The organism is Streptomyces sp. R11 (genome assembly GCF_041051905.1).
Classification (GTDB): Bacteria; Actinomycetota; Actinomycetes; order Streptomycetales; family Streptomycetaceae; genus Streptomyces.
This window is the reverse complement of sequence record NZ_CP163432.1, coordinates 206,791-233,630: the sequence shown is the minus strand read 5'-3', so window position 1 is coordinate 233,630 and position 26,840 is coordinate 206,791. Positions and strand designations below refer to the sequence as shown.

The following is a 26,840-nucleotide window of genomic DNA, read 5'->3' as shown; positions in this document are numbered from 1 at the left end:
TGCAGCAACGCAAGAGCCTGGGATACTCAGGCCGCCCGCACCCCGTCAGAGCCCCAGAGCAGCAGGACGTTGCGCAGCGCGGCACGCTCGCGGGCGGCAGCCTGAGAGCCAACGAGCCCATCAGCAAGAACCACAGGATGCCCGTCCACGGCCGGCGCGCTGACTCAGCACTCGTGAGAGACCGCCGCGCAGCGCGAGCCCCGGTCAGGGCCGGCATGATTTCAATCTTCCACCTGAGTCGACCAGTTCGAACGAACCATCTGCTGCCGGAGAAGCACCCCGTACCCCCGGCCGGGGGAGTGTCGCCCGCGACGGTCACTGGCCGGCGTGGGCCCCGTGGCGGACTTCCCGTCCGGCGTGCGCGGCTACGGCACGTACGCCTGCCCGCAGTTCGAAGGAGTCCCTGCCTTTCGAGAGCCGGCACAAGGAGAACGCCAACAAGGCCGAGGCCGAGGACTATGCCGAAGGCGTTCCCACGCATCGACGGGAGGATGTGTCGCCCCATGGCCGTCTCTCGCTCGACCCCGGCCCTCAACTCGCGCAGTTCACCCACGGTCATGGTTGGCTCGCCACCCCCAACCGCCGTAGCCGACTCCCGCTTCGAAGACGCACTGCCCATCAGAAGACAGGGGCATCCGATCGTGAACGGCCCGGCAGCCGACGCCCTCACACGCTCCGCCACGGACGGGGAGAATCTGCGTCCGCACCACGGGGAGAATCTGACTGCGACGTCATCCGATCCGGCCGGCTGTCCGCCCCCGCGACCAACTGGCCCGCGACTGCGGCCTCACCGTCCGTGCGCCGTCGCCCGTGATCCGAATCGTGGAGCGCGTTGCGCGATCGTCGGCAGCAGGAGCGGCCCCGCACGCTTGGCGCGCCGCTGAACAAGAGCGCTCTCCACCCGCCCGATGCCCGCCAGCGCGCCCAACTCGACGGCCAGGTAGTCGTACAGAGCGCCGGTGTCACGGCACTGCACCATGGCGAACACCGACGCCCGGCCTGTCACGACGGCAGCGAAGGCGACCGCAGCGTGCTGTGACAGCGCCTGCGTCACCTCACCCAGCGCGGCGGGCGCCACCTCCAGCCACAAGAGTGCCTCCATCGGGAAGCCGAAGTACGACGGACTCACATCCACCTCGAAATGGAGCACCCCGGCGGCCCGCAACCCGGCGACACGGCGCCGCACGGTCGAGGCCGACCACCCAGTGGCAGCGGCCAGCTGTGCGACGTCCGCCCGGCCGTCCAGGGCCAGTTCACCGGCCAGCCGCGCCTCCGCCTCACCCCAGCCGGACACCTCGGCAACCGCGTCCGGGCCCTGCGGTGACTCGGGCGCGGAGTCGAGGAGAGCTGCCTGCTCGGACGCCTCCAGCGCACTCGTACGGCCTGCCCAGCCGCCGACCCCGGCGACCGGCCGCAGCACGCAGCCCGCCTCGACATCTCGAACCCCCGGGGTCCGCAGCAAGTGGTCGAAAAGCGGCCGACCGCCCTCCGCCCCCGCGCCCGGCGTGCGGACCATGCACGTCAGCCGTGTCCCGCCGGCGAGCGGGGCGATCCACGAGGTGTCGTCGCGCTGCGCGAGCGCGGCGGTCAGCGCTTCGGTGGCCTCCGGCGTGCAGTCGATGCGGACGAACCAGTCGAGCATGCCGATCTGCCGGCTGTCGACAAGCCCGACCACCCGGACCACCAGGGCCGACCGCAGCCGCCGGTAGCGACGCGCGACAGTGCGCTCCGGCACTTTGAGCACGGCGGCGATCCGGCTGAACGAGGCACGCCCGTCGATCTGGAGAGCATGGATCAGACGACGGTCCAGCAGGTCGAGCGTGACCGATTGCGCCACCAGACCCCCTCCATACGTCCGATCACGTCCAACTCGGCGACCCTACCGCGCGCAGCGGAGCACCCGGCATGACGCTGGCGGCAACCCACCGCAGAAAGGCAGACCATGCTGACCGTCCTTCCCATCAGATACGTGGCCGACGTCGACGCGTCCCGCGACTTCTACGCCGGGCTGGGGCTCGCCGTCCGTCAGGAGCCCGGCACCGCCGTCTGGGTCCGCCTGAACGCCGCAGCCGGCGCCGTCGGCGTCCACGCCGCCGCCATCTCGCAGAGCCGGCCACCCGGTACCACCGAACTGGGCTTCACGACGGACGAGCCACTGGCACAGGTCGCGCAGCGCCTCGAACACAACGGCTACCCCTACGAGCTCGTCGAGGAGAACTTCGGCCACAGCATCCGCGTCACCGACCCGGACGGAGTCGTCATACAGATCCAGCACATCGACCCCGACACCGTCCGCAGGTCGGCCGCGGCCGTGGCCGACGAGACCGCCTGACCGGCCCGTCGCCGCAAACGCCCCGCCCACCGGCCCTCGAACTCCAAGACAGGCCGTCACGACATCGGACACAGCATCCGTCACGGCACCCGTCACGGCAGAAAGAACCGGCATGGAACCGCTCGTCACACTCGTCGCCGTCACAGGCCTGCTGCTGCTCGCCGGGGCGCTCGGGGCCATGCGGCTCCGTCGGCCGACCACCGCCCTGCGCGGCGGCCTCGCGGCCATGTTCGCGCTCACCGCAGGCGCGCACTTCGTCGGCATGCGCGACGAACTCGTCGCCATGGTGCCGCCCGCCCTGCCGGCTCCCGGCCTGCTCGTCACCCTGACCGGCATCGCCGAACTCGCCTGTGCCCTCGGGTTGCTGTGGTCACGAACGGCCCGGCTCTCGGCCGCCGTGCTCAGCGTGATGCTGGTCGTCATGTTCCCGGCCAACGTGCACGCCGCCACCGGCGACGTGCCCTGGTACGACGAACTCGGCCCCAGGACCGCCATGCAGACCGTCTTCCTGGCAGCCACCATCACCGTGCTGGCCCGCCCCAGCCGGGCAGCAACGGAGACCCCTGCGGAGCCCTCACCCGCGGCGCCCACGTCCACTGCCGGGCCTAGGCCGAAGACCGCGGCGATCCGCAATCCGGTTCCGCGCCAGATCAGGCTCCCTGGACGTCATCCAGTTCGGCGGGTCCGCCGTAGCAGATGAGTGCCCAAGCGTCCGAGCACGCCATCATCCGCGCCGGACTCCTCCGCCCGCTGGGGCCCGATTCCTCTTGCACGGCTATGGGAAGTTTTAGGGCGCATCGTTACCCTCCGCCCATGATTCCCACGGTGGTTTGGGGCACAGGCAACGTCGGCCGCGCAGCCATCCGAGCTGTTGCGGCACACCCGATGCTCAGCCTGGTGGCCGTGCTGGTGTCGAATCCTGCCAAGATCGGCAAGGACGCGGGCGAACTCAGCGGACTCGACCGGCACCTGGGCGTTGCGGCCACGGACGATGTGGATGGGATCCTCTCCGAAAGCCCCCGCGCGATCGTGTACGCGGCTTCCGGTGACGTGCGCCTGGACGGCGCCATCGAAGACATCAGTCGAGCGCTCCGTACCGGCGCCGTAGTCGTCACACCGTCCCTGTACGGCATGTACGACTGCACCAACGCACCGGACGAGATCCGCGACGTACTACTCAAGGCCGTCGAGACCGGCGGCGGCTCGCTGTTCGTGTCCGGCGTGGACCCCGGCTGGGCCAACGACGTACTCCCGCTCCTGATCAGCGGACTGGGATCCGACATCGACGCCATCCGCTGTCAGGAGGTCTTCGACTACTCGACATACGACCAGGAGGAAGCAGTCCGCCACCTGATCGGCATGGGACACCCCCTGGAGTACCAGCCGCTGATGCTCGCCGACGGCATCCCGACGATGATCTGGGGCGGACAACTGCGGATGATGGCACGCGCCCTCGGCGTCGAACTCGACGGCATCGAAGAGACCTTGGAGCGCCGCCCCCTGGAAACGTCCGTCGACACCGACACGATGGGGGAGTTCTCCGCCGGCACTCAGGGAGCGGTGCGCCTTGAGGTGCAGGGCCTGGTGGAGGGCGAGCCCCGCATCATCGTCGAGCACGTCACCCGCATTCACGCCACCTGCGCCCCGGACTGGCCCGCACCACCGGACGGCGGAGCGGGCGCACACCGCGTGATCATCGAGGGGCGTCCCCGCATAGAGGTCACAGTCGAAGCCACCGACGAGGGACACAACAAAGCCGCCGGCGGCAATGCGACGGCGGCCGGCCGCCTCGTGAACGCCATCGACTGGCTCACCGAGGCCGAACCCGGTCTCTACGACGCACTCGACATCCCGCTGCGCCCCGCGGTGGGCAAACTGGGAAAGAAGTGATCATGCGGATCGACATCCCCGACGGCGCCGAACCCATCCCCTACGTCTGGGGCGACCTGGTGCCCCAAATCGGCCAGGCAGCCAGCGCCTTCTCCCTGGCCGTCTACCAGTACACGACCCTCGGGCTGCGCGAGTTCGAGGCCGCCCGCCTGCGCATCGCGCAGATCAACGGATGCCTGTTCTGCCTGGACTGGCGCACCGAACGCAACGGAGAGAGAGTCGAGAGCGAGTTCCTGGACGCGGTCGCCCAGTGGCGGACCACGGACTCCTTCGACGTACGGACGCGGCTCGCCGCCGAGTACGCGGAGCGCTACGCACTTGACCATCACAATCTGGACGACGAGTTCTGGGACCGGATGAAGGCGCACTACAGCCAGGCGGAGATCGTGGAGTTGAGTATGAGTATCGGCTCCTGGCTGGCGTTCGGCCGCCTCAATCATGTGCTGGGGCTCGACAGCGTCTGTGTGCTGCCGTCGCCACAGGGTTCCTGACGAGGTGTGCTCAAGGCTGTGGGCCGGGGCCCTCGGTCACGGCCCACAGTTCCGCTCGGCGCACCGACGGGACGCGGTAGCGGTCAGAAGTCCTCGGCGATGATCTTCTCGATGTTGCGCTCGGCGAGCGCGGTGATGGTGACGAAGGGATTGACGCTGACGTTGCCGGGAATCAGCGCACCGTCGATCACGTACAGGCCCGGATGGCCGTGCAGCCGGCCGTAGTTGTCAGTGGCCTTGTCGAGAACCGCCCCACCGAGCGGGTGGTACGTGAGGTGGTCGCCCCAGATCTTGTACGCGCCGAAGAGGTCCGTGCGGTAGATGGTCCCTTCCTTGGCGTTGATCTTGTCGAAGATCGTTTTCGCCATGGTGATCGACGGCTGCTTCCACGCCGTCTGCCAGTCCAACTCCACCCTCCCCGCCGACGCATTCCACTTGAACCGACCGCGGTGCGGATTGTTCGTGATCGACAGGTAGAACGACGCCCAGGTCTCGATACCGGTCGGCAGCGGCGCCACCTCGGCGAACGCACCCCCCGCAGCCCAGTTGTCGATGCCCGCCGTCGGGATCGACGACTGGAGCGCCCCGGTCGGGTCCCACAGATGGTTGGCCCGGCCGCACATCACATTGCCGTTCTCGCCCCAACCGCTGCCGATCTCATTGTTGAGCCCGGGCAGCGCACCCGTCGCCTTCAGACGGACCAGCAGCTTGCTGGTGCCGACGCTGCCCGCGGCGAAGAACACCCGTTGCGCCCGCACGGTCTTGGTGGTGGTGACGGCTCCGCTCGTGTCGAGTTGCTCCATGGTCACCAGGTAGCCGCCGGCGGCGGGCGTCACCGTGGTGACCCTGTGCAGGGGTGAGATGGTGACCCGCCCGGTCGCGCGGGCCTGCGCGAGGTAGGTCTTGGGCAGCGACTTCTTGCCGTGGTTGTTGCCGTACAGGATCTCGCCGGCCAGCGCCGACTTGGTCACCGACCCCGCAGCCTCCTGCTTCATGTAGTCCCAGTCGTAGACGTTGGGGACGAACATGAAGCGGAAACCGGAGCGTTGGGCGTGTTTGCGGCCAACGCGTGCGTACTGGTAGGCCTCGGTCGTCTCGAACCAGGCCGGGTCGATCGTGGTGACGCCGAGGGTGCTGTTCGCCCGCGGGTAATAGACGTCGTACATTTCATCGGCGTCGACCGACGGGAGCACTCCGGGGAAGCGGCTTCGCTCGGGTGTCACTGCCATGCCGCCGTTGACGAGGGAGCCGCCCCCGACACCCCGCCCCTGATACACCACGATGCCGCCCATTTCCTCGGCGTCCAGGATGCCCGTGTATCGCGGCACGTCCCGGTCGAGCGGGAAGCCGAGGAAGTTGCTCAGGGGCTGCTTGGTCCGTGTGCGAAGCCAGAAGGACCGGTAGTCCGGGGTGGTGGTGTTGGCGAAGACCTTGCCGTCCGTTCCCGGAGTGTCCCAAGCCATGCCCATTTCCACCATGTGCACATCCATGCCGGCTTGGGCGAGCCGGAGCGCGGTGACGGAGCCTCCGTACCCGGTGCCTATCACGAGTGCGCTGACCTGTGCACCGGGCTCGATCAGGCCGGGCTCCTCAGGCAGTGCGGCAGCGGCCGGCAGGTCGAATGCGCCCAGAGCGGCGGCGCCAAAAATAGAACCTGTTCTACCAATAAAGCGACGACGGGAGAGACCTCTTCCCTCCAGTGCTCCAAGTGGTTTGGAGTCCACGTAGATCCCCTTTCTCTCACGTAACAGAAACGGGTTCTACTGAAAATCGTGAAACAAGTCACGAGAAACCTACGGGTAACTTGACTACTGTCCTCGGGTTTCCCGCACCAGGAATAGTCGGTTAACGCACCCGCCTCTTCAGCACCGATCCAAACCCGCGGACCACGGCGTGACAAAACTGATCCCATTTCAATTCACCGGGCGAGCGCGACGCAGGAGGCGATCGCGGTGGCCGGGCCGAGGACTTGCCAGGCTCGGACCCTGGGCCGGCCGAGCGCCCCTCACCGACCGGTGCTCCCGCGCGCCCACGCCAGCGGCGGCACCCTCATAGCCTGCTGCAGGAGGGTGTGGCTGGGGTCTCTTCGTGAAGGCTTCGTGATGCGCAGGGAGGTGCGTTTGGCTGAGGTGGTCGGGTGGTCGGGGTGGTCGGGGTGGTCGGAGGGGCCGGGGTGGAGGCGATCGCGGCCGCACACTTCGACTCGTCGTGGCGTCGTTGAACGGGCAGGAAGGGCGTCATGAGTACCTCCGGCCGCCATCACTCCGCAGTTCCCGACCCGCGGACTTTCTGCCCGTAGCACGCTGGACCTGGGCGACAGGCTGCTGCGCCCGTGGGGCCGGACGAGCGCCGGGCAGACACGCTGCTGGACGGCCTGATCGCCGCTACCGCGGATCCGCTGATCGCCTTGTGGAACCCTCTCGCGATATCCGACCGCGATGACGCCCATCGGTCATCAAAGGAGGCAGCCCTGGGGCGGCGAGTGCAGAGCGCCGCGCGGCCTTGCGCCCCCAACCCCCGCCCCAGCACAGGGGTGTTCCTCAGAATCGTTGCGTGCAGGGAACCGCAGCGGTGGGTGGTGCGCCCGGCGGGTGGGATGATCGGGGCATTCCAGGGTGAGGAGGAACCACTGTGCTGGTTCCGATGTCCGGCGTACGACAGATTGAGGACCGCGAGGGCTGGACGGTGGTGGTCCTGGCCGGCGAGGTGGCTCTCGCCCTGGCTCCGGCCCTGCGGGAGAGCCTCGCTGTGTTGATCAGCGAAGGGCGGATGCGGATCGTGCTGGACCTGGATCAGGTGACCTTCATGGACTCCGCCGGACTGGGTGTGATGGTGTACGGGATGCGCCGTGCCGAGGCACGAGGGGGCAGGCTGCGGCTGGCCGGTCCTGGCTGCCAGGTGCGGCGGCTGCTGGAACTGACGGGGCTGGACACGGCGGTCGAAGTGTTCCCCGATGCCGCCGCGGCGTGCCGTGGACCGTGGCGTTGATGTTTCAGGTACCTGCCGGTCTTCTGCTGTTCCGGGGCGGGCGGGCAGAATACGCGGCGTGGACAGTTCTCCCGAGACGGATGCCGTCCCTGCCGTCTCGAGTGAGGAGTTGATGGCCGCCTTGTTCGAGGCGGCGGGTGCCGGCGTGTACGCGGTGGACGCCGCCGGACGGGTGATCGCCTGCAATCCGTGGGCGGAGCGGCTGCTGGGCTATGCGCCGGGCACGCTGATCGGCGTCGATGCCCACCGTGCCCTGCACCCGCCGGCAGGCGCAGGCAGCGGGCTGCCCGCTCAGCGCCCGATCCTCACCGACGTCGCACAGGGCAAGCAGGCCAGCGGAGACCGGGCCGTGCTGCTGCGCGCCGACGGCGGCACCTTGCAGGTGCAGTGGACCGCGGCGCCGCTGCCCGCCGAGATGGGTTACGGGCCGGGAGCGGTGGTCGTCTTCCACGATGTGTCCGCCGAGCGTGAACGGGCCGGGCGCCGCGCGGACCGCTACGCACACAGCGAGACCATGCGCGAGCAGGCCGAGTACGACCTGTCCGAGGTCACCTGGCTGAGCGAGCTGACACTGGCCATGGTCAGCACCCTGGACGCGAACGAAGCACTGGAACGCCTGGTGCGGCTGCTGGTTCCGCGCTTGGCGGACACCGCCCTCATCGACCTGGCCGACGGCCCCACGCACCACCGGACCGCCAGTGCCCACCACGCTCCCGGCGTCCTCCCCGATCCGCAGCACGACGCCGCACCGCTGCCCGACCACCCCGCCCACACCCAGGCGCTCACACAGGTGTTGCAGGGTGCGGGAACCCAGAACCTGAAGGTCCCCCCGACCGCCGACAGGGCTGAAGCCGATCTGTTCACGCTGGTGGAGGCCCAGGAGGCGCTGATCGTCCCGCTCCGGCTGCGCGCCACCACGTTCGGGGCCCTGACCCTGACCCGCGAGGCGGCCAGCCCGCCCTTCAACGAGGCTGACCGCGTCCTGGCCGAGGAAGTGGCCCGCCGCACCGCGCTCAGCCTGGACAACACCCGCCTGCACGCCGCCACGGCCGATATCGCCGCCACCCTGCAGCGGGCCCTGCTCACCGACCTGCCCACCGTCGAGGGACTGGAGCTTGCCGCCCACTACCGGCCCGCCCAGCGGGCGGCCGAAGTCGGCGGAGACTGGTACGACGCCTTCCTCCTGGACGACGGCGACCTCGCCCTGGTCATCGGCGACGTCACCGGGCATGACATCCAGGCCGCCTCACGCATGAGCGAACTACGCAACATGCTTCGCGCCCTGGCCGTCGACCGCCCCGAAGAACACCCCGGACAGATCCTGCGCCGCCTGGACACCGCGCAAGCCCGCCTCACCCTCGCGGACTCCGCCACCGCCGTTCTCGCCCGCCTGCACCCCACCCCGGACAAGACCTGGGAGATGACCTGGTCGGTCGCCGGCCACCCCCCACCCCTGCTGATCACCGCCGACGGCCACGCGACCTACCTCACGGACGGCCACGCCATGCTCCTGGGCCTGCGCCCCACCGCCGAGCGCCCCATCGCCCGCACCCGCCTGCCGGCCGACGCCACCGTGCTGCTCTACACAGACGGCCTGGTCGAATCCCGCACCCAGTCCCTCGACAACGGCATGACCCGCCTGCGCCACCACGCCGCCACCCGCCGCTGTCTGCCCCTGCCCCAACTCGTCGCCGAACTCGCCGTCGACCTCGGCGACACACGCGACGACATCACCCTCATCGCCGCCCGCACCCCCACCCACCCGGAATGAGCAACGGGCACTCGGCGAAGCCGAAGCCGAACGCCCAACTGCGCCGAAATCCGTGGACCGCGCCCGAGCCCGCCCGGTTCCCCATTCCGTACACACGCCTGGTGCGGTCCCATCGCCTCACGGGTGCCGGTAGGGATTTCGACCAGGCGCTCGTCGGGTCCCGTACGAGGCCCGACGCCGCAATACGTCCCGTCCACCGCGACCAGATCTCAGCGATCAGCCGCTGACCGGCCCGTGTCGCTGACGACCGCCAGCGGTCCAGTTGCCTGGGATCGGCCCGCACCCTTGTTGATCATCGCGAGGACCGTCGAGCGGGCCCGCTGGCCCGGCCCCGCCGAATCAAGTTGCTCCTGCTATCCGCAGCGTCCGGCAATGCCCTACACCTTCGACCTGTTGCGCCGGACCCGACCAGCCCTTGACGCACGCGCTGAGGTGGGGTGTATGTGCCCCGAGGTGAAGGAGGGGTGGGCGGGAGCGTTACTCCTGCAAATATACGGTGCTGAGTGGTGGCTCAGCGCCTGTCCGCAATCGGCCCGACTGCGCACGTGTGGGCCCGGTGGGACAGGGGACTTGGTAGGCAGGCCGCGTTCAGCTGCTTTCCCCTGGGGACTGGCTCGGCTCAGGCTCTTCTGGTTCAGCCCACGTGCTGGGGGAGCCGCTCAGCCGGGGTCACGAGAGGCTGCCCTTTTCGCAGACGCGGCGGGCGACGTCGCGGAGCTTGACGTTGTTCTCCTGGGAGTAGCGGCGCAGGACGTTGAAGGCCTGTTCTTCGGTGAGGAGGTGGCCTCCGATGAGGATGCCCATGGCTTCGCCGATGAGGTGGCGGGTGGTGACGGCCTGTTTGCGAGGTGCGGGCGGCATCGAAGCACGGTCCTTCGCCCAGCCGCTGCTGCAGCTGATCGCTGTCGATGACCAGCTGGTGGGTGGGAGCGAGCGTCTCCACCGTATGGTCGTGCAGAACCAGGATGCCGGCCACGTCGCAGCCGTCGACCAGCTCGGTGGCCGCCGTGGTGATCCGCTCCAACGTGGCATTCACCGAATCCTGCGCCAGAAGGTCCCGTGCCATCGACGCCATCTGCTGCGCGAACCGACCCCAGTCCACCTTTGCCCTCCGCTACCCGTTCCGCCTGGACAAGCTCAGCTTTGCGCGCGCGTCGCGCGGTCACATCGCAGACGGATGACAATCTGGCCGGGTGCCCCCTCGTGCCGGTGTCTCGGCCGCGCCCGGAGACGCTGAGCGAGAACACCCTCTGGGAGGGCCGGATGGACGGGCTGCTGTTCGGCTACGTCGTTCCCGTGATGGTCCCGGACCGGTGTGGCGTGGGTGCGGCTGGGCGGTTGGTGTCGTGGTGGTGGTAGAGCCGTACGGTCCCGTGGTGAACCTGTTGAGGGCTGTGGCGGGGGCGTACCCGTCGTCGATCAGTGACTGGCAGATCTCCCGCAGGCTCCGCAGCGCGCTCGCGAGCCTGGTTTGGAGTCGGGGCGGGAGAAGCCGAGGCTGAAGGCGTTGATCGCGTCTTCGCTGTGGTCGCGTTCGGTCCCGGCGAGGTCGTTGGCCACGCGGACGGTGAGGCAGGCGTGCTGTGCCGCGTCGGTGAGCCCGGGCACGCGTTGGGGGAGGCCGGGTGAATCAGTGACGGCCCACAGAGTGGTCAGTCATGCACGGTCCAGCCCGGGACCGCGACCGCGGCCCTGCTCCACTCCTTGCGCCGCAGACCGCGCTAGCACGTCGAGGAGCGACGCCAGCTCTGGCGCGAGCAGCGGGCAGCGTCGATCGGCATGCCCAGCCAGGGGGGAGTGGAGACGTCGTCGGGCTGGAGACTCACAGTCAAAGCCTGTCAGCCGGGAGGCTTGGACTTCCATCGAACACCCTCTCACCTCACGGGGGCATGTCGGTCAGTGCCCACAGTCAGGCCAGTGCCGGCCAGACATTCGTCGACCAGGTCGGGCCGGTACTGGATCTGCTGGAGTCTGCGCTTCATAGCCCGGGTGATCTGGGCGAGGTCGGCTGCGGCGAATTTGCCGAGGTCACGTATTGACCAGCGACCAAATGCCTCCTGCGAGTTCAAGTCGGGTGCGTAGGCGGGCGGGAGTGACACCGTTGCACGGCTCCCCAGCGCTCGCTTTATGGGCCGCCGCGCAAGAGACGCGAGGTTCTGATGTCGGCGGGTGCGGGGCTCATTCGAGGCGTTTGTGACCGCTGGGAGGCCGGGCGGTGTGGTGGGGATGGCCGACGGTGCGTCGTGTCTCCTTCATTTCCGCCTCGTACAGGTGGCTGCGGCCCTGGGCCAGCTGATCGACGGCCTCACGCTCCAGGAGCGTGAACGGCTGGTGGTAGGTGACGTCGTATGCCTCCACGATCTGAAAGGTCCAGTGCCCCGGGATGACGTTTCGGCCCAGGATCTCCGACTGCACTCTGTCGGCCCACTCGGGATGGCCGGCTCGGCGCAGCAGTTCAACTGCTCGGTCCAGTTGGAAGTCAGCGGTGCCGGTCAGCTGATGAAAGCTGTAGAGGTGGCCCCTGGCGCGTTCGGTGGTCTCCAGAGCCTTGGACAGCGCCCCGAGCGCTTCCACAGTCTCGTCACTGACGCCTTCGGGGCGCCGGTGGGCCGGGTCCGGGCCGTCTTGATGAATCTCCATGATCCTGTCCGTCCCTTGTGGTCACATGCGACGCAGCTTGGCGGGCTGCAAGCGAGGCGAACACGCCGCCCAGCAATTCGGTCAGCCCTTACGGCTCACTTCGCCCCCACGGAAGCCGCGCCGGCCGACCCAACCGGGTATCCCACTCCAACGGATGGTTCAGTCAGCCAGTCAGCCCTAAGCCAGCCACCAGAAGGGCGTGGTGAAGGGATGGCCGGACTGGGCTGGGTGCGCCCCTCACAAGAAGATCGGGCACCTCCTGCCTGGCGCGACTGCGCAGGCTGCGGCACCGCATGGAACACCTGTTCAGCGTCACCGCGACCGAACCGGGCACGGGCCGGTGGCTCCCCTGGTGACTGGGACCCCAGCCAGGACAGGACCACGACCTCGCCCTGGCTGGCCGAGGCCGATCCCGCAGCCCTCGACGCGTTTGGGCAAGACATGCCCATGGGCGACCTCGGCGGCATGGACTGCTTCATCTGTCGCAACCGCCCCGACACCCCGTACACCCACCGCTACGACTGCTCAGCGCCCGCTTCAAAGCCCGGTGCGTGATCTTTGGGCGGCTGTGGGTCGTCCTCGACTAGGGGATGTCGGCGCCGGACGCTTTTTCTGTCACTCGGCTGCAGAGCAGCCGTGTTCGCGTGCCGTTTGGTTGTGAGCGCGCGGCCGTGATGGCTACGCCGTCTGACGGAATGCTGGCTCGTCTGAAGCGCGAGGTCATCGTGGCCAAAAGCCGGTTGAGATGGTGCCCTTGGTGGGGAAGGGTCTGTGGGCATGGAGTTCTTCTGCTACCACCGTGATCGGCCCGGCTCCCTCGCGTTACGAGAGGAGTTGCTGGAGGAGCACTGGTCCTACATGGACCGGTACGCGAAGGAGCTGATCGCTCGCGGCCCGACCTTCGCCGATGATGGTGAGACACCCACGGGAAGCGTGCACATCGTCGACCTGCCCGATCCCGCCGCCGCCCGCGCGTTCGCATTCGACGAGCCCAACTACCAGGCCGGCGCGTACCGGGACGTGCTGCTGCGCCGGTGGCGCAACGTGCTGGGGCGCACCATGTGGGATTTCCCCGGTGGCCGGACCGGTGGCAACCGGTACCTGGTGCTCGGCCTCGGCGAGGTCCCAGCCGCCGACCTCGCCCTGCCGCTCGACCGGGACGAGCTGGTCGCGTACGGGCCGTTGCTGTCCGACGACGGTGACACCTGGCTGGGTACGGCGGTGCTGCTCAGAGCCCCGGATCCGGACACGGCACGAGCCGTCCTGACTCCGGACCGGTACGCGGACATCGAGGTCCATGACTGGGAGTTCGGCGGGCGCCGATGAGCCACGAAGGCACCGGGTCGATGTCATCTCCGGAGCACATTGACCCGGAGAGGAGCGATGACGGTGGCGCTGCGGGCGTTTCCGCTTGTGGGCGGGCCGGTGGAGGTACGGGGCGCGCTGGACCTGGAGACCACACCGGCAGGGGTGATGCCGCGCCGATTGCCCGCGTGGACCAAGGAGCAGTACCAGGACCCGTCGGTCTACGGGGTGACCGTGATGCCTTCGGGGGTGCGGCTGGTGTTCCGCACCGATGCGCGCGAATTGGAGTTCGAGGTACTCACCGGTACCGGCCAGTTGGACTCCGACCCCCACCCTCGCCCGACCGGGATGCTGGAGTTGGTGGTCGACGGCGCCTTGGCGGGGCGTCAGCAGGCGCCGGTGGGCAATGTGCTGCGGATGGGCGAAGCCGGTTTCGTGCCCACCTCCGGGACCGCTGATGGTGATCCGGCCGACCGAGCGCGAGACCTGGACACCTTCCTCCAGGAACGTGAGATTGTTGCGCCCGATCAGACGCTCCAGTCCCAGCGCGTCACTCGTGAAGGCTTCCGGGGCGGTTGCAGGGTGCTTCCCGCGCTGCTGGCCGGTTTCGTCTGCGTCCGCTCGATCGCCCGCGCCACGGCTCAGTCCGCACCGAGGCGCGCCGGCCGCTTCTCGACCCTCTCGGGGGTGTCCGCATACAGCACGCCACGTGACTCGAGAACGGACTGGTTCCCCTCGCGCAGTTCGGTGCGATTCGCGTAGCGGGCCCCGGCCATGGTGAGTTGTGACAGGTAGTCTGATTCTCGTTCGGAAGCGAGTTCCGCCGTGGCCGTGGTTCGCCTCCAGGCCTCAAGTGGTGGTCGCTGTTCGTGTTGATGCCGACAGACCCGGTGTATGTACACAGAGGGTGGAGTGTCATTTCGGCCATCCCTCCGAGACCGCCCCGAATGCGGTTGGTTCGTGGAGTCGTTCCCTCCGGAGTTTCGCCGAGCTTCGTCTCTAGCGTTCCGGCGGAAGCAGCCCGTCCACCGGCAGCAGGTCGAAGAAGTTGTGTTCAGCCGCGGGTGCGTACCGCACGAGGCCCGCGAAGCTTGGGACGCGGACCGTCACCTGCGCGATCGCTTCGGGTGCGGCCTCCTCCAGCGACTCGGACACCGTGCCGTGCCAGTAGCCCGCGTCGTGCAGCGCGTCGCCGGTCGGCTCCTTCGTGGGCTGCGAGGAGGACAGGTTGACCGGCAGGTACAACTGCCGGACGCCCTTGTCCGCGCAGGCCTGTGCGAGCGATCGGCCGGTGAGACCGTCACCGCCGCTCTCGCCAGGGGCGAACTGCGCCACCATCACGAGCAGTGGCCGCTCGCCGACACACGGCCAGGAGTGCGCGAACGAGAAGGTCGTCCCCTCCGGTTCGCCGCTGTCCTGTGGTCCGTACCCGGCGATGGCCTCGTCTTTGGGCTCAGGGCGAACCTTTCCCTCGAAGTAGGCCCACCGCCAGCCCTCGGCCCGCCCGTCGGCATTGCCTGCCAGGGCACCGTCCGCCCAGGCCCCCGCGTAGTCGGGGTCGCGCACCAGCGGAGTGCGCGGTACGTCCGGTGGCGAGCTGATGGCCTCGTCATAGCCGTCCTGCCAGGCTCTGACACCGACCGGCACGAACACGCCCGGATCCAGCGGCACGGAATGGGGATTGTGCTGAGTCATGACCGGCCTCCTTCACCAACTGGGCTTGGCGACATTGCCGTAGGACCAAGTGGAGCTCTTGGACATCTCGAAGTGCAGATGTGGTCCAGTGGTGTTGCCGGATCTGCCGACCTGTCCGAGCTGCTTTCCGGCGCTGACCTTCTGGCCGGTCCTCACCTGCCGTTGTGAGAGGTGGCAGTAGGTGTACATGTGGCCGTTGTCGGCGCGGAGCCCGATCCACTGCCCGTATGCTCCGCCGTCGTTGTTCGACCAGGCGATGGTGCCGTTGCGTACGGCGACCACCGGTGTGCCGGTATCGGCGGCGAAGTCCTGGCCCGTGTGTCGACCGATCCCGTCCCGCTCCGGTTTCCAGGCGTACGGGCCGGGCTCGTAGAAGGCGAAGGTGACTCTGTGCCCGGGCACGGGCGACGGCACTCGTTTCCCGTGACGGGGGGTGATGGGAGCGGCCTTGCAATTGACCTTGAAGCCGGCGTGGCGACCGAGGGTGGTGAGGGAGGTGCAACCGGGGTTGCCGTCGGCGTCGGCTCCTTTGAAGCCCTGGGCGAGTTGTTCGGCGCGATAGGCGGCCTTGGTCTGGGGGCCGAAGAGGCCGGTGGCGCCGTCGGGGATCTTGCGGCCTCGGGCTATGAGTGCTTTCTGTACGGTGCGTACGTCCTCGTTCCGTTTGCCGAACTGGACCTTGGACAGGGCCACCATGAGAATTCGCCTTCTCTCGACGTGCTCAGCGGGTCGCGGTGAGGTCATGGAGAGCCGCATCCGCGCGTTCTGGCCGGGGGGCGGGTCGGCTCTGTCGGCAGTTCGACCTCGTTGATCCGGACTCCAGGGCCGGACGGCGGCGAGGGGCCGGCCTGGGACCGGGGGCACTGATGGCGCCGCTGATCTCAGGGCTCCCGTCACCGACAGGTCGACCTCCGCCTGCCAGGCCGTGTCCTTCCGCGCCGATGTCGTCGACCGTGACGCACGACCGCTTCGAGGGCGCTGTGGCGGTCACACCGGTGCCCTTCCGTCTGCGCGGAAGATGGTCAATTCGACGCTACGGGACCGCCGTCAGCCCCGCGTTATTCTGGCGTCATCGGTGCCCGCCCGGAGGCGGAGCATACGGGCGAACGCGGGGGAGGGCTCGACGCCCAGCTCCTCGTGCAACAGGCGCCGAAACGCGTGGTAGTGACGTACCGCCTCGGCGAGATTTCCTTCGGCGAGATGGGCCGAGACGGCAGCTCGATGGGCGCTTTCGCGGAGCGGCTCGCTGCGGACGCTCGCCCACGCGGCCTCCAGTGCCAGTGCCGGTCTTCCCTGTCGTGTCAGCGTCTCGGCGAGCGCGTCCAGCGCGTGCAGGCGCAACTGACGCAGACGCTCGCGCTCCAGGAGCACCCAGTCCTCGTCCCAGCCGGGCAGCAAGTCCTCGCCCGACAGCATTGCCAGGGTCGGCCCGCCGTTCAGCGGGGGGTCGCATTCCTGTATGAGGCTGAGTGCTGTTTCGGCGAGGGTGTGCACGTCCACTCGCACGGTTGCCGTGATGACGAGGTCGTCGCCGCAACAGCGAATCAGGGGCGGCTCGCCGCGGGGGAGCTTCCACAGGGTGGTGCGGAGGCTGCCCCTGGCATGCTCTTCGGACACCTCCGGCCAGAGCGTTCCGGCCAGGACCGTGCGCGACACCCGGCCTCGCAGCCCCACGAACGCCATCATCCGTTGGCCGTTGCGGCACAGCTCCACGGCCTCGGATCCGAATTCCAGCCGGAACTGGCCGAGCAAGCGCAACTGAGGGGGAGGTGACACCAAATTGATCGCCTCGCGTGCGGCGCTTTACAGCGCGTATTCGTACGGTGCGCTTCCGGGAGGGGGCGTGCTCCAGGAGGGCGCGCCGTTATCAGTTTGAGTCGATCGAACAAGCGGTGCAACTTCGGCGCAGGGGCTTTCTTGCTGACCCTCGCGACGAACGGCTCCATGCGCAGCAAAGCTCGGCCCTGGCCTGACCAAAGCCCGAGGGGACGGATTGCGAACTGCCTCTGCAGCAGGTAGGAGAACGCAACGGTGGGAGAAACCCAGGCACGATGGCTCACAGGCCCAGGGCACGAAGACCTGGCTGTGGGCTTTCAGACGTGTGCCGCTGCCAAGGCGGTGAGGACGCGCTGGGTCTTGCTGTCGGGATGCTCGGAGGGCGTCACTCCACGCTCCCGCACCGCGTCGTTCAGCTTTCCCTGCCGGCGTTCGGCCCGCGCCCTGAGCGCCTCGGCATCGTCCTCGTCCTTGGGCTTCACCCGGATCGACGCCTCCAAGAAGTCGAGGCCGGCGACCGACCATGCTTCCAGGTCCACGTCCAGGTCACCGAGCGGAACGTCGTCGAACTTCATCGAGTGAACTGGCCCCAGCGCGACCAGCCCGTCGCGCCGGAGGGCGGGGCTGCACGCGTGCAGGAACTGATCCTGCACGGCGTCGATCGCCGCGGCCGGATCGCCCCCGGGCTCCAGCGCGGCCGACAGCATTCCCGGCCTGTGATCGTGCACCAGAGAGGCGGCCAGCACACGTTTGCTCCCCGACCAGTCCTCCTCGATCTTGTAGGTGAGCGGATCCGCCTCGAACGGAGCGGAGAACCGGCCGACGAGCTGCTCCCGCAGGCAGGGACGCAACTTGACGGTCAGGTCGTCCGAACCGCCACCGGTCCTGAAACGCACGATCACGCCGTCGTCCAGTAGGGGCACCCGCCCCTCGGCGATGCCGTCGCGGTCCTCGGCGAACCAGATTCGACGGATGGTCATCGCCCGGCCCGACGCGCCGAGGGCTGACAGGGCCGCCGCGGCGCCACCCTCAATGTTCACCTTGATCTCGACCGGCAACAGATCCATCGCGTTCTCCCGCACGGTTCTGAGACGTCGTCGCCGACATTCGCGCCGTCACTGCGGAACGACGGCGTTGAACCCCCAACGGCTCCCACCTAGTCGCCTTGAGGTCGGGAGCATCCCCTCCGGTTCGAGCCTGTCGAGCCCTCGCAGACAGCTCCCGAAGGGCCCCGGAATGGTGAATCCCCTCCGGACCTGTCAAGTGCGATACCTCTTGTCGTTCCACCTTTCTTCAGGGTATCCAGACCACATGCGGGCTGCAGCCCGGAGGGCGACTCCCCGGCTCGGATCCTTTAAATGGTGCGTCTTTTAAAGAATTCGAGTGCCGACGCACTTGCTTCGAACTGGGCGATCCTGTCCCGGCCGCTGCCGTTGACCGGTGCGCAGTTGGGCGTGGATAGAGGCGTTGTTTTCGTCGAGGGAATAGCGGCAGACGCCGGCAAGACCGATGGCGGTCGCGGTGAACCCGAGCGTCCCCTCCGGGCGCCATACCCCCCGGCGCTCCGGGATACGTTCGCTGAAGGGGCCTGCGGCCAGCGGCGGACCAGGTGCCCGCCGGCATGCGGGTCCAGTTGGTGCCGGAGCGGGTGCTCGTCGCATTCTCACGGTTGGGCAAGGGCGTAGCCTCGACGCTTCAGTGGTGCCAGAGCATCCAGGAGTCGGCGGAGTCCTGCCATGGTGGACGAAGCCGGTGGCGCCCCGCGCGCGACGCCCCCGTTGGGTCAGGCGGCGGCCGCAGCACGCCGGATCGCGGTCAGGGTGCGTGCTACGTCGTCGTCAGTGGTGGACCAGTTGCTCACAGAGATGCGCATGACGCGGTGACCCTGCCAGGTGGAGCCGCTGATCCAGGCGGTGCCCTCGTCGAGCAGCAGGGAAATGACCCGGTCGGTGCGCGCGTCGTCGCCGAACGTGGCGCAGACCTGGGTGAAGACGACGTCGTTGAGGACGGTCGCGCCGTCGATGGCGGCGATGCCGGTGGCGAACTGTGCGGCATGCCGACACAAGCCGTCGACGAGGTCGGCAACTCCCTTGCGGCCCAGTGATCGCAGGGCTGCCCACACCGGAAAGGCGCGTCCGCGTCGCGAGAGTTCCGGCACCGTGTCGACCGGATCGCCGCGCGTATCGTGGATGAGGTAGGCGCCCTTCCGGCTCATCGCCGCCCGGAGCGCTGCCGCGTCCCGCACGACAGCCAGTCCGCAGTCATACGGGACATTGAGGGTTTTGTGTGCGTCGGTGGCCCACGAGTCGGCGTCGGAGCACCCTGCAGTCCAGTGGGCGTGCCGGGGAGATGCGGCGGCCCACAGCCCGAAGGCCCCGTCGATGTGGACCCAGGCATCGGCCTGGCGGGCGGCACTGACCGCTTGAGAGAAGGGATCGAAGCCGCCGGAGTGCAGGTTGCCGGCCTGGAGGATCACGATGGTGGGTCCCGGCGCCCCGGTGGTCAGCGTCTGGCGCAGGTCGTCGGGTCGGATGCGTCCCTGATCGTCGGTTGCCACCAGTTCGGGCTCGCCCAGACCGAGATAGCTCAGGGCAAGGTCAATGGCGATGTGACGCTCGGCGCCGGCGACTACACGTACGACGGGGGCGCCGGCCAGTCCATCCCGGGCCGCTCTCCAGCCGACGTTGCTCAGCACGGCGTCACGTGCCGCGGCCAGGCAGGCGAAGTTGGCCATGGTGGCCCCGGTGGTGAAGCCGACGCCGGAGGCCTGGGGCAGGTGGAGCAGATCGAGCAGCCACGTGCCGGCGATGTCCTCCGCTGCCGCGTAGGCAGGTGAGACGGTTCGCATCACGCAGTTCTGGTCCCAAGCGGTGACCAGCCAGTCCGCGGCGACGGCGGCGGGGAGGCTGCCACCGACGACGAAGCCGTAGAAGCGGCCTCCAGGGAAGCCGGCCAGGCCCGGCTCGCAGGCCGTGGCGAGCAAGTCGATGACATCGACGGGAGGGGTGGGGTCGTCGGGCAAGGCGGTGCCCAGCGCGCGGACGATCTCCTCGGCCGGGGCACGAGCGGGAACCGGTCGGTCGGACAGTCCGGCCAGCCAGCGCACCGCGTGTTCGTACGCCCGGTGGAGCGCCATCTCTCGCGCGTCCATACCTCAGACTATGGAGCTGGGCTATCGGCACGCAAACCGGCAACTGAAGTCGACGAGTGGCGAAGAAAGCACCGTCGGGCAGAAGGAATCATCGGGTGAGCCGGATGTGGCAGTCTGCGACGCCGACGACCCCGAGCGATACCTCGGAGTCAGTCTGAGAACTGGACATGTATCGGCTCCGGTCCGCCGGTGCTGGTGGCGGCGGTGACGTCTCGGCACTGAGCTGGACCATGCGGCGGACGTCCTCGGATGAGACAGGTGTGAGGCATACTCCGCCGATCCGGCCATCCCACACGTCCCATCCCCTGTATCCGACTCGTCAGTCCCGTCTCGACGACACCCACGCACCGACGAATGACGGGAACATTCAGTTAAGGAGAGATCTGCCGGAGGGCGTCGTCTCGTGCTCCGTTGACACCTGCTGCCTGCCGACGGTCAGATACCGTCCTGCCAGCGCATCGGCCGCCTGTGATCGTGTTGAGCGATGGCGGCACCAGCTACTTCCCCTGCCTGTCCCCGCCAGGCGGCCAGGTCGTGCCGGGTGGTGAGAGTGTCAGGGCGTTCAGCGCCCAGGAGCTGCTCGCGGACGGGCAGGAGCTCGGCGAGAGCGATGGCGGCACCGGCTACTTCCCCTGCGCGTCCCCCAGGAGGCCAGGTTGTGCCGGGTGGTGCGAGCGTCAGGGTGTTCGGCGCCCTGCACCCGCTCCACGACGGGCAGCAGCTCAGCCAGCGTCTTCGCGGCACCGGCCGCGTCCCCCGCATCCCCACGCCAGAAGGCCAGCGACCTGCGGCAATGCCCCGGACGGGCGTGAACTACCCAACCGCGCGGCACAGTTGCCTCACCGCACACCGCACACCGCACACCCTTCACCGCACACCGCACACCGCGGACCCCATCGACCCCCGACCACAGGAGGCTTCCGTGCTGCCCGTCTGGCTGCCCTCGCCGCGTACTCCCGGCCCTGGCCCTGCTGCCCTTCCTCCCGGCCGGCACCGACCGCGCAATCAAGCTGCTTACCGCGCACACCCGGTACTTGGGCACCCTGCTGACCAACAGCCGACCCGCACCGTGAGCGGTTCGGACGGCCGGTGCACTGGAGATGGCGCGGGCATAAGCCGAGGTCGGCCAGCGGGTGGCCGGCGGCTGCTTCGGTCGTTCAGGGTCGATGGAGAGGTTGTTCAGGGCCCAGGCCTCGGCGAGGCCGGGCTGGAGGCGTCTGGTCGCTGACGGGCCAGCACACGGCTTCATGGGGAAGCCCCCGGCTGGACGGGGGAAACCAGCCGGGGCCGTGTGCGGTGTCGTGCGGAGGGCGGTCGCCTCTCGGCGGGAGGGCTCCATGGGGCTTCAGCCGGACGATCGTCCCCATGGGCTATGGGTGAGGCCCGGGGACACTGTCCCCTCCGCAGCCACATATGGATGGACGGTCTATCGCGCTGGGTTGTTCCTTCCCCTGCCGGAGTCCCGCTGTGAGGTGGGGCACCCGGGCACCCGGCCTCACAGCTGCGGATCACTTGAGGAAGTCGGCGACGAGGGTGGCGAATTCGTCGGGGCTGGCCAGTTTGATCCCTAGGTCTTCGGCCTTGGCCTGCTTGGATCCGGCGCCGTCTCCGGCGACGACGAGGGTGGTCTTCTTGGAGACGCTGGAGGAGGAGCGGCCCCCCGCCCGTTCGATGAGCTCATTCATCTTGTTGCGGCTGAGCTTCTCCAGTACGCCTGTCATCGCGCCGGTCACGACCACGGTCATGCCGGCCAGCGGGCCTCCCGCCGCCTTCGTCTTCTCTGTGCTGCTGTCGGCTTCGTCGGCCGCGGGGGCGGGCGGGGTGACGCCGGGTTCGGTCATGTTCACCCCGGTGGCGGCGAGTTTGTCGATGAGCGGGGCGAGTTCGGCGAGTTCGGCGACGATGGAGGGGGCTTTCTCGGTGCCGATGCCCTCGACCTGCTGCATCGCGTCTGCGTCGGCGGCACGGATGTTGTCCATCGTGGCGAAATACCGGGCGATCCGGCGGGACATGGAGCGGCCGGTGCCACGCAACCCGAGCGCGCACAGCACCCGCGACAGTGGCTGCTGCTTGGCCGCGGAGATGGCCGTGAGGAGGTTGTCGGTGCTGGTCTCCCCCATCCGCTCCAGGCCCAGCAACTGCTCGCGGGTGAGGGTGAACAGGTCGGCGAGGTCGGCGACGAGGTGGGCGTCGACGAGCTGGACGATGCGCGTGGTGCCGAGGCCCTCGATGTCGAGCTGGTCGCGGCCGGCCGCGTAGGACAGGGCGGCGACCAGGTGGCAGTCGCGGCCCATCGCGCAGCGCCAGCGCTGCTCGCTGGTGTCGATGCCGGCACCGCACCGTGGACACGCCTCGGGGAAGACGATGGGCTGTTCGTCGCCGGTGCGCAGGTGTGCGACGGGGGCTTCGATGCGGGGGATGACGTCGCCGGCCCGGTGGACCATGACGTGGTCGCCCAGGCGCAGGTCGCGGCGGGTGATGTCGGCCGGGTTGTGCAGGGTGGCGTAGGTGATGGTGGCGCCGTCGATCTCGACCGGTTCCAGGACGGCGCGCGGGGCGATGATGCCGGTGCGGCCGACGTTCCACTCCACCTCGAGCAGCCGGGTGATCTTCTCGACGGCCGGAAGTTTGTAGGCGATCGCCCAACGCGGGGCACGTGTCCCGGATCCGGCGGTCTGCTGGTCGGCGGCAAGGTCAGCTTTGATGACGACGCCGTCGATCCCGAACGGCAACCCGGGTCGCAGGGCGGCGATCTCATGCACCCGGGCCAGCACGTGCTCGACGCTGTCGGCGGTGGTGCCGGGCACCGCGGTGGTGGCAGTGGTGTTCACCCCGTACGCAGCGGCCTGCGCCATCAGGTCGCTGTGCGCGAGCTCGCCCAGCCGCGCGGCAAGCGCCTCCTCAGTGTCAGCCAGAGGCAGCAGGCCGTAACCGAAGAACGTCATCGGCACGGTGTAGGCGCGCTCCTTGGCGCGCAGGGTGCCCGCCGCGGCGCCGCGCGGGTTTGCGAACGGCTGCCCGCCGTGCCCGGTGCGAACCTCGTTGGCGTGCTCGAACTGGGCGGTTGTCATCAGGACTTCGCCCCGCACCTCGACCGTGACCGGCTCGGCGAGTTCCTGTGGGAGGCCCTCGATAGTGCCGATCCCGTGCGAGACGTCCTCCCCGGCCGCCCCGTCGCCGCGGGTGATCAGCTGTCTCAGGCGGCCGCGGGAGTAACGGGCGGCGATCGCCAGGCCGTCCAGCTTCGGCTCGACACTGAACCTTTCCACCTCGTGTCCGATCCTGCGGGCCAGCGAGGCGGTCCAGGCGGTGAACTCCTCCGGCGAGAACACGTTGTCCAGGCTCAGCATCGCGACCGTGTGCGGGACGTCGCCCTCCGTGGCGCCGCCGGCGACCTTCCCTGTCGGCGAGTCGGGCAGTACCTGGTCGGGATGATCGGCCTCCCACGCGGCGATGCCCCGCACCAACCGGTCGTAGGAGTCATCGTCCAGCATCGACGTACCGTCCGCGTAGTACGCGGCCGCCGCCTTCACCGCATCCTCGACAGCCTGCGCATAGGCGGCGGCATCCACGATCACTGCACCTGGTGTTGTCATGCCCGCTATCCTGCCCGCCACCACTGACAACGCCCCTGGCCAGCGTGGATCCCACGGTGTCAGGGCAGGTATGGCGGCCATGCCTTTCTCCATGGGGCCGCCTGTATGCCTGGGCGATGCCGCCCACCTAACCTTGACTCGTTGTTCCTATGCCCGGACCGTCCGTCGACCTCCGTTGCGCCCAGAGGCCCTCTTCGTTTGTGTGCGCCCGGCGGCGAGGTCGTCGAGCGCGGCTTGGGCCTGGTCGAACGGGCGACGGCCGGAGACCATGGAATCCAGGTCGAGGAGGCCGTCCATGTAGAGGTCGACCAGGTGGGGGATGTCCCGCTGGGGGTCGGATCCGCAATACCGGTCGGGGACAGGCCGAACGGAAGCTGACACAACGGGGATCAGTCGTCCAGGCCGTGCCTCTCCCTACGTATGATCTCTGCCCACGCGTTTTCGATCACGCGTCGGTGTTGGGTGTTCCGTATCGCTCTGCACTCTTGAGCCTCGCGAGCGGCGACGAAGGCCAGGGCCGAACAGTGACGAGGGCAAACGGCCGCCGTCCGGCACGGGGGAGAGGCCACCCACTGTCCGATCACTTCCTGTACGACGATCGCTGGGGCCGCTGAACAAGATCCACGCTAGGCACTGTCCGGCGGATCATGTGGCCGTGATGGCACCAAGTCAGTTGTCGCGGGCCGGACCGCGCCCGGTTGCGAGGCGGTTCTGCCCCTCGGGCATGGGCAGAACCGCCAGTGCGGTGTCTGCAATGTTCCGCAGCGTCTCCGGGTCCAGGCCGGCCTTGCCTACCGCCTCGATGCCGCGGACCACCGTCAGCAGCAGTGCCGCCAACCGCTCCGGATCCGCACCGCTGTCGATGTCGCCGTGGCGCTGGGCGGCGCTGATCTCCATCCGCAGCAGGGTCAGTAGTGCCGTCATGGTCTCGGCCGACCGTCCGGCGACCGTCGGATCGTGCTGTGCCAGTTCCGCCGCGCCCTTGGCCAAGAGGCACCCCCGGCGCTCGGTGTCGGAGGCGGTGTTCTCCGCCATCAGGTGCACGTATCCCGACAGCCGGGCCAAGGCCTCTGCGTCCGGGCCACCTGCCAGCCGCCCTTCGGCCACCTCAACGACTGCGGTGCACCAGTCGCCGAACACTCGGTGGAACAGCTTGCCCTTGTCGCCGAATGCGCCGTACAGGCTGCCCTTGCCCAGGCCGGTCGCCTGGGCGATGTCGTCCATCCGGGTTCCTGCATAGCCGGTCGCCCAGAACTGTTCCCGGGCCCGCTCCAGGACTTGGCGTTCGTCGAATGCGCGTGGTCTCGGCATGGTCTCAGCGTATCCATTCTTGACTCGATCGTCCATTACTGCCTACGTTATGGACGATCCATTCCACAACTGAAGGGGTTCGACATGCCGGACGTGCTGCAGGAGAAGGTGGCCGTGATCACCGGAGGGACCAGCGGGATCGGGCTGGCCATCGCCCACCGCTTCGTCCGGGAAGGCGCACGGGTCTTCGTGACCGGCCGGGACGTCGACCGCCTCGAAGCGGCAGTCAAGGAGTTGGGCCCCGCGGCCACCGGCGTACGATCCGACGTCTCGGTCCTGGCCGACCTGGACGCGCTCTACGCGCAAGTCCGCGAGGAGGCCGGACGCATCGACGTGCTGGTGGCCAATGCGGGAATCGTCGCGGACGCCGCGCTCGGCGCCCACACCGAGGCGAACGTCGACCTGACGCTCGCCGTCAACGTCAAGGGCCCGCTATTCACTGTTCAGAAGGCGCTTCCGCTGCTGGCGGAGAACGCCTCCATCCTGGTCGTCGGCTCGAGCAACAGCGTGCGGCCCAATGAGCAACTCGAGGTCTACAGCGCCTCGAAGGCGGCGGTGAGCAACCTCGTGCACAACTGGGCCCGGCAGTCGCGGGAGCGCCGATTCCGGGTCAACGTGCTCAGCCCGGGACCCACGCGGACCCCTGGCCTGCTGGGCGCCGCGGGGCCGGACGCCGACCGGTTCGCCGAGGCCGTCGTGCCACTGGGGCGGCTGGCCGACGCCGAGGAGATCGCCGAGGCCGCCCTCTTCCTGGCTTCGGAGGCCTCGTCGTTCGTCACCGGCGCCGAACTCTTCGCCGACGGCGGCTACACCCGGGCCTGAACCACGGCCGGTGGTGCGCATCCAGTTCCCTCGAAGCGATGGGGCGCACTCCCGGCCGCGCGTGTGCGTCGTACGAGGCCCAGTGCGCCGGGAGCAACGAAATCGTGGCCACGGCCTCTTTGGACGACGTCGGCCGCCACCCCGACGGCCGCTCCGGCAACGCCAGCCTCCGCTGGATGCTCGGCGGACACGACGCGCACGGTGGCCGGACGAGCGGCTCGCGGGGGCGGACGTATCCTGCGCCTGGCTCGGCAGTGGTCGTAGGGCGGCGCAGCGATGGCAAGCCTTTCCTGTCAGAGTGCGTCGACCGCGCTCACCTTCCACCCCTCCGTCGTGCGGGCCATCGTCATCCGCACCCGGTTCAGGTCCACCCGGGACCCCGATACCTGCGTGCTCTCGGTGACCTGGTTGACGAAGAGCAGGACCACGACTTCGTCCGGGGAGGCCGAGGCGACGGAGGCTGCCGGGGTTCCGCCGGAAGGAGGGGCGGCGATCGTCGCCTTCACCACGCCTTTGTACTTCTTCGCCGTCGGGCCCACCACGGTCTCCGTCGTCTTCCCGTACTTCCTGCTGAAGTCCCCAGTGAGGTGGGTGCGGGCCCTCGCGAAGTCGCGATCCAGGTGGCGGTAGTCGTACGACAGGACGATCGGTGCCGCCTTGCGTGCGGCCTCGACCGCCTCGGTGCGGGCAGCCTGTGTGCGCTCTCCCTCCCGGTACTGCCACCCAAGTATGGCGACCGCCACCAAACCTGCCACGAGCAGGGCGCCGAGCAGCGCTGTGAGCAGCCTTCGGGGACCGGGTATGCCGGGCTTGTCCGGCGTCTCGGCCTCCTCGAACGCCTCCGGTGACGGCTCCGGCGGGTCTTGCCAGCCGCCTTTCGGGGCCTCGACGAGCACGATGCGGCCCGCGAGCGGGCGCTCGGACCGGCCCCCGCCCACACTTTCGGAGGCCGCCACTGAGTCGGCGTTGTAGCGGCCGCGTTCCGCGCGCTTGGCTGCCGCACGGGCTGCCGCCGTCATCGTGCGCCCGGTCGTGATGCCGGGGGCGCGGCCGGTGGTCGTCTTCGGCATGG

23 protein-coding genes and 1 pseudogene are annotated in these 26,840 nt (G+C 68.8%); 11 read left to right on the top strand and 13 right to left on the bottom strand.

Features of this window, described 5'->3' with window-relative positions:
• Window positions 1-787: 787 nt before the first annotated feature.
• Window positions 788-1,837 (bottom strand): Lrp/AsnC family transcriptional regulator, encoded by a 1,050-nt coding sequence (locus AB5J55_RS01200; protein ID WP_369268820.1) that lies wholly within the window; start codon window positions 1,835-1,837, stop codon window positions 788-790.
• Window positions 1,838-1,969: 132 nt separating this feature from the next.
• Here AB5J55_RS01200 and AB5J55_RS01195 point away from each other — a divergent pair, with 132 nt between their 5' ends.
• The 4 genes from AB5J55_RS01195 (at window position 1,970) to AB5J55_RS01180 (ending at window position 4,713) form a co-directional block, all read left to right on the top strand.
• Window positions 1,970-2,332, top strand: a complete 363-nt coding sequence (locus AB5J55_RS01195) for a VOC family protein (RefSeq protein ID WP_369268819.1) — start codon at window positions 1,970-1,972, stop codon at window positions 2,330-2,332.
• 112 nt (window positions 2,333-2,444) lie between these two features.
• Window positions 2,445-3,032, top strand: coding sequence for a DoxX family membrane protein (locus AB5J55_RS01190; RefSeq protein ID WP_369268818.1), 588 nt, complete (start codon window positions 2,445-2,447; stop codon window positions 3,030-3,032).
• A 113-nt stretch (window positions 3,033-3,145) separates the two neighbouring features.
• Window positions 3,146-4,222 (top strand): dihydrodipicolinate reductase, encoded by a 1,077-nt coding sequence (locus tag AB5J55_RS01185; protein ID WP_369268817.1) that lies wholly within the window; start codon window positions 3,146-3,148, stop codon window positions 4,220-4,222.
• Between the two features lie 2 nt (window positions 4,223-4,224).
• Entirely contained in the window at window positions 4,225-4,713 is a 489-nt protein-coding gene (locus AB5J55_RS01180) for a carboxymuconolactone decarboxylase family protein (protein ID WP_369268816.1), read from the top strand.
• Between the two features lie 83 nt (window positions 4,714-4,796).
• Here AB5J55_RS01180 and AB5J55_RS01175 read toward each other — a convergent pair whose 3' ends face one another.
• A complete protein-coding gene (locus tag AB5J55_RS01175) occupies window positions 4,797-6,437 on the bottom strand; it encodes a GMC oxidoreductase (RefSeq protein ID WP_369268815.1) in 1,641 nt (546 codons plus the stop codon).
• A gap of 907 nt (window positions 6,438-7,344) precedes the next feature.
• Between AB5J55_RS01175 and AB5J55_RS01170 the strand changes: the two genes are divergently transcribed.
• Together AB5J55_RS01170 and AB5J55_RS01165 are read left to right on the top strand one after the other, a co-directional pair.
• A complete protein-coding gene (locus AB5J55_RS01170; RefSeq protein WP_369268814.1) occupies window positions 7,345-7,701 on the top strand; it encodes an STAS domain-containing protein in 357 nt (118 codons plus the stop codon).
• 58 nt (window positions 7,702-7,759) lie between these two features.
• The gene (locus AB5J55_RS01165; RefSeq protein ID WP_369268813.1) at window positions 7,760-9,472 is read left to right on the top strand and encodes a SpoIIE family protein phosphatase; all 1,713 of its coding nucleotides are present in this window, start codon (window positions 7,760-7,762) and stop codon (window positions 9,470-9,472) included.
• 669 nt (window positions 9,473-10,141) lie between these two features.
• Here the strand turns inward: AB5J55_RS01165 and AB5J55_RS01160 are convergent.
• The gene (locus AB5J55_RS01160; protein ID WP_369276046.1) at window positions 10,142-10,276 is read right to left on the bottom strand and encodes an ANTAR domain-containing protein; all 135 of its coding nucleotides are present in this window, start codon (window positions 10,274-10,276) and stop codon (window positions 10,142-10,144) included.
• Between the two features lie 25 nt (window positions 10,277-10,301).
• Window positions 10,302-10,538: pseudogene (locus AB5J55_RS01155) on the bottom strand (GAF domain-containing protein); the annotation flags it as partial.
• Here AB5J55_RS01155 and AB5J55_RS01150 point away from each other — a divergent pair.
• Window positions 10,438-10,653: a hypothetical protein gene (locus AB5J55_RS01150; RefSeq protein WP_369268812.1), complete on the top strand. Its 216-nt coding sequence runs from the start codon at window positions 10,438-10,440 to the stop codon at window positions 10,651-10,653. The pseudogene AB5J55_RS01155 and the gene AB5J55_RS01150 sit on opposite strands and share 101 nt — an antisense overlap.
• Window positions 10,654-10,681: 28 nt before the next feature.
• Window positions 10,682-10,831: a hypothetical protein gene (locus AB5J55_RS01145; RefSeq protein WP_369268811.1), complete on the top strand. Its 150-nt coding sequence runs from the start codon at window positions 10,682-10,684 to the stop codon at window positions 10,829-10,831.
• An 819-nt stretch (window positions 10,832-11,650) separates the two neighbouring features.
• On the opposite strand, the gene AB5J55_RS01140 is transcribed toward AB5J55_RS01145, so the two are convergent.
• The gene (locus tag AB5J55_RS01140; RefSeq protein WP_369268810.1) at window positions 11,651-12,112 is read right to left on the bottom strand and encodes a hypothetical protein; all 462 of its coding nucleotides are present in this window, start codon (window positions 12,110-12,112) and stop codon (window positions 11,651-11,653) included.
• 777 nt (window positions 12,113-12,889) lie between these two features.
• Between AB5J55_RS01140 and AB5J55_RS01135 the strand changes: the two genes are divergently transcribed.
• Together AB5J55_RS01135 and AB5J55_RS01130 are read left to right on the top strand one after the other, a co-directional pair.
• Complete coding sequence (locus AB5J55_RS01135) at window positions 12,890-13,438, top strand: YciI family protein (protein WP_369268809.1); 549 nt, start codon at window positions 12,890-12,892, stop codon at window positions 13,436-13,438.
• Between the two features lie 57 nt (window positions 13,439-13,495).
• Window positions 13,496-14,179 carry a hypothetical protein gene (locus AB5J55_RS01130; RefSeq protein ID WP_369268808.1) on the top strand — a complete coding sequence of 228 codons (684 nt, stop codon included), beginning with the start codon at window positions 13,496-13,498 and terminating at the stop codon, window positions 14,177-14,179.
• A gap of 237 nt (window positions 14,180-14,416) precedes the next feature.
• Here AB5J55_RS01130 and AB5J55_RS01125 read toward each other — a convergent pair whose 3' ends face one another.
• The 7 genes from AB5J55_RS01125 to AB5J55_RS01095 all read right to left on the bottom strand — a co-directional run bounded on the left by AB5J55_RS01125 (window position 14,417) and on the right by AB5J55_RS01095 (window position 24,946).
• Window positions 14,417-15,112 (bottom strand): hypothetical protein, encoded by a 696-nt coding sequence (locus AB5J55_RS01125; RefSeq protein WP_369268807.1) that lies wholly within the window; start codon window positions 15,110-15,112, stop codon window positions 14,417-14,419.
• Window positions 15,113-15,124: 12 nt separating this feature from the next.
• Window positions 15,125-15,808, bottom strand: coding sequence for a peptidoglycan DD-metalloendopeptidase family protein (locus tag AB5J55_RS01120; protein WP_369268806.1), 684 nt, complete (start codon window positions 15,806-15,808; stop codon window positions 15,125-15,127).
• A 351-nt stretch (window positions 15,809-16,159) separates the two neighbouring features.
• The gene (locus AB5J55_RS01115; RefSeq protein WP_369268805.1) at window positions 16,160-16,864 is read right to left on the bottom strand and encodes a BTAD domain-containing putative transcriptional regulator; all 705 of its coding nucleotides are present in this window, start codon (window positions 16,862-16,864) and stop codon (window positions 16,160-16,162) included.
• 341 nt (window positions 16,865-17,205) lie between these two features.
• Window positions 17,206-17,955 (bottom strand): hypothetical protein, encoded by a 750-nt coding sequence (locus AB5J55_RS01110; protein ID WP_369268804.1) that lies wholly within the window; start codon window positions 17,953-17,955, stop codon window positions 17,206-17,208.
• A gap of 716 nt (window positions 17,956-18,671) precedes the next feature.
• Entirely contained in the window at window positions 18,672-20,039 is a 1,368-nt protein-coding gene (locus AB5J55_RS01105) for an aspartate aminotransferase family protein (RefSeq protein WP_369268803.1), read from the bottom strand.
• A 1,508-nt stretch (window positions 20,040-21,547) separates the two neighbouring features.
• Window positions 21,548-23,635 (bottom strand): NAD-dependent DNA ligase LigA, encoded by a 2,088-nt coding sequence (gene ligA, locus AB5J55_RS01100; protein WP_369268802.1) that lies wholly within the window; start codon window positions 23,633-23,635, stop codon window positions 21,548-21,550.
• Between the two features lie 669 nt (window positions 23,636-24,304).
• On the bottom strand, window positions 24,305-24,946 hold the full coding sequence (locus AB5J55_RS01095) for a TetR/AcrR family transcriptional regulator (RefSeq protein WP_369268801.1): 642 nt from the start codon (window positions 24,944-24,946) through the stop codon (window positions 24,305-24,307).
• 84 nt (window positions 24,947-25,030) lie between these two features.
• On the opposite strand from AB5J55_RS01095, the gene AB5J55_RS01090 reads away from it, so the two are divergent.
• Window positions 25,031-25,768: an SDR family NAD(P)-dependent oxidoreductase gene (locus tag AB5J55_RS01090; protein ID WP_369268800.1), complete on the top strand. Its 738-nt coding sequence runs from the start codon at window positions 25,031-25,033 to the stop codon at window positions 25,766-25,768.
• A gap of 293 nt (window positions 25,769-26,061) precedes the next feature.
• Here the strand turns inward: AB5J55_RS01090 and AB5J55_RS01085 are convergent, their stop codons facing one another.
• On the bottom strand, window positions 26,062-26,838 hold the full coding sequence (locus AB5J55_RS01085) for a hypothetical protein (RefSeq protein WP_369268799.1): 777 nt from the start codon (window positions 26,836-26,838) through the stop codon (window positions 26,062-26,064).
• Window positions 26,839-26,840: the final 2 nt, after the last annotated feature.

Excerpts from the sequence above, each read along its gene's own strand:
- AB5J55_RS01190 (WP_369268818.1), top strand. The coding sequence starts at position 2,445 with ATGGAACCGCTCGTCACACTCGTCGCCGTCACAGGCCTGCTGCTGCTC.
- AB5J55_RS01185 (WP_369268817.1), top strand. The coding sequence starts at position 3,146 with ATGATTCCCACGGTGGTTTGGGGCACAGGCAACGTCGGCCGCGCAGCC.
- AB5J55_RS01180 (WP_369268816.1), top strand. The coding sequence starts at position 4,225 with ATGCGGATCGACATCCCCGACGGCGCCGAACCCATCCCCTACGTCTGG.
- AB5J55_RS01160 (WP_369276046.1), bottom strand. The coding sequence starts at position 10,276 with ATGGGCATCCTCATCGGAGGCCACCTCCTCACCGAAGAACAGGCCTTC.
- AB5J55_RS01150 (WP_369268812.1), top strand. The coding sequence starts at position 10,438 with ATGCCGGCCACGTCGCAGCCGTCGACCAGCTCGGTGGCCGCCGTGGTG.
- AB5J55_RS01140 (WP_369268810.1), bottom strand. The coding sequence starts at position 12,112 with ATGGAGATTCATCAAGACGGCCCGGACCCGGCCCACCGGCGCCCCGAA.
- AB5J55_RS01135 (WP_369268809.1), top strand. The coding sequence starts at position 12,890 with ATGGAGTTCTTCTGCTACCACCGTGATCGGCCCGGCTCCCTCGCGTTA.
- AB5J55_RS01130 (WP_369268808.1), top strand. The coding sequence starts at position 13,496 with ATGACGGTGGCGCTGCGGGCGTTTCCGCTTGTGGGCGGGCCGGTGGAG.
- AB5J55_RS01125 (WP_369268807.1), bottom strand. The coding sequence starts at position 15,112 with ATGACTCAGCACAATCCCCATTCCGTGCCGCTGGATCCGGGCGTGTTC.
- AB5J55_RS01120 (WP_369268806.1), bottom strand. The coding sequence starts at position 15,808 with ATGGTGGCCCTGTCCAAGGTCCAGTTCGGCAAACGGAACGAGGACGTA.
- AB5J55_RS01110 (WP_369268804.1), bottom strand. The coding sequence starts at position 17,955 with ATGGATCTGTTGCCGGTCGAGATCAAGGTGAACATTGAGGGTGGCGCC.
- AB5J55_RS01105 (WP_369268803.1), bottom strand. The coding sequence starts at position 20,039 with ATGGACGCGCGAGAGATGGCGCTCCACCGGGCGTACGAACACGCGGTG.
- ligA (WP_369268802.1), bottom strand. The coding sequence starts at position 23,635 with ATGACAACACCAGGTGCAGTGATCGTGGATGCCGCCGCCTATGCGCAG.
- AB5J55_RS01095 (WP_369268801.1), bottom strand. The coding sequence starts at position 24,946 with ATGCCGAGACCACGCGCATTCGACGAACGCCAAGTCCTGGAGCGGGCC.
- AB5J55_RS01090 (WP_369268800.1), top strand. The coding sequence starts at position 25,031 with ATGCCGGACGTGCTGCAGGAGAAGGTGGCCGTGATCACCGGAGGGACC.
- AB5J55_RS01085 (WP_369268799.1), bottom strand. The coding sequence starts at position 26,838 with ATGCCGAAGACGACCACCGGCCGCGCCCCCGGCATCACGACCGGGCGC.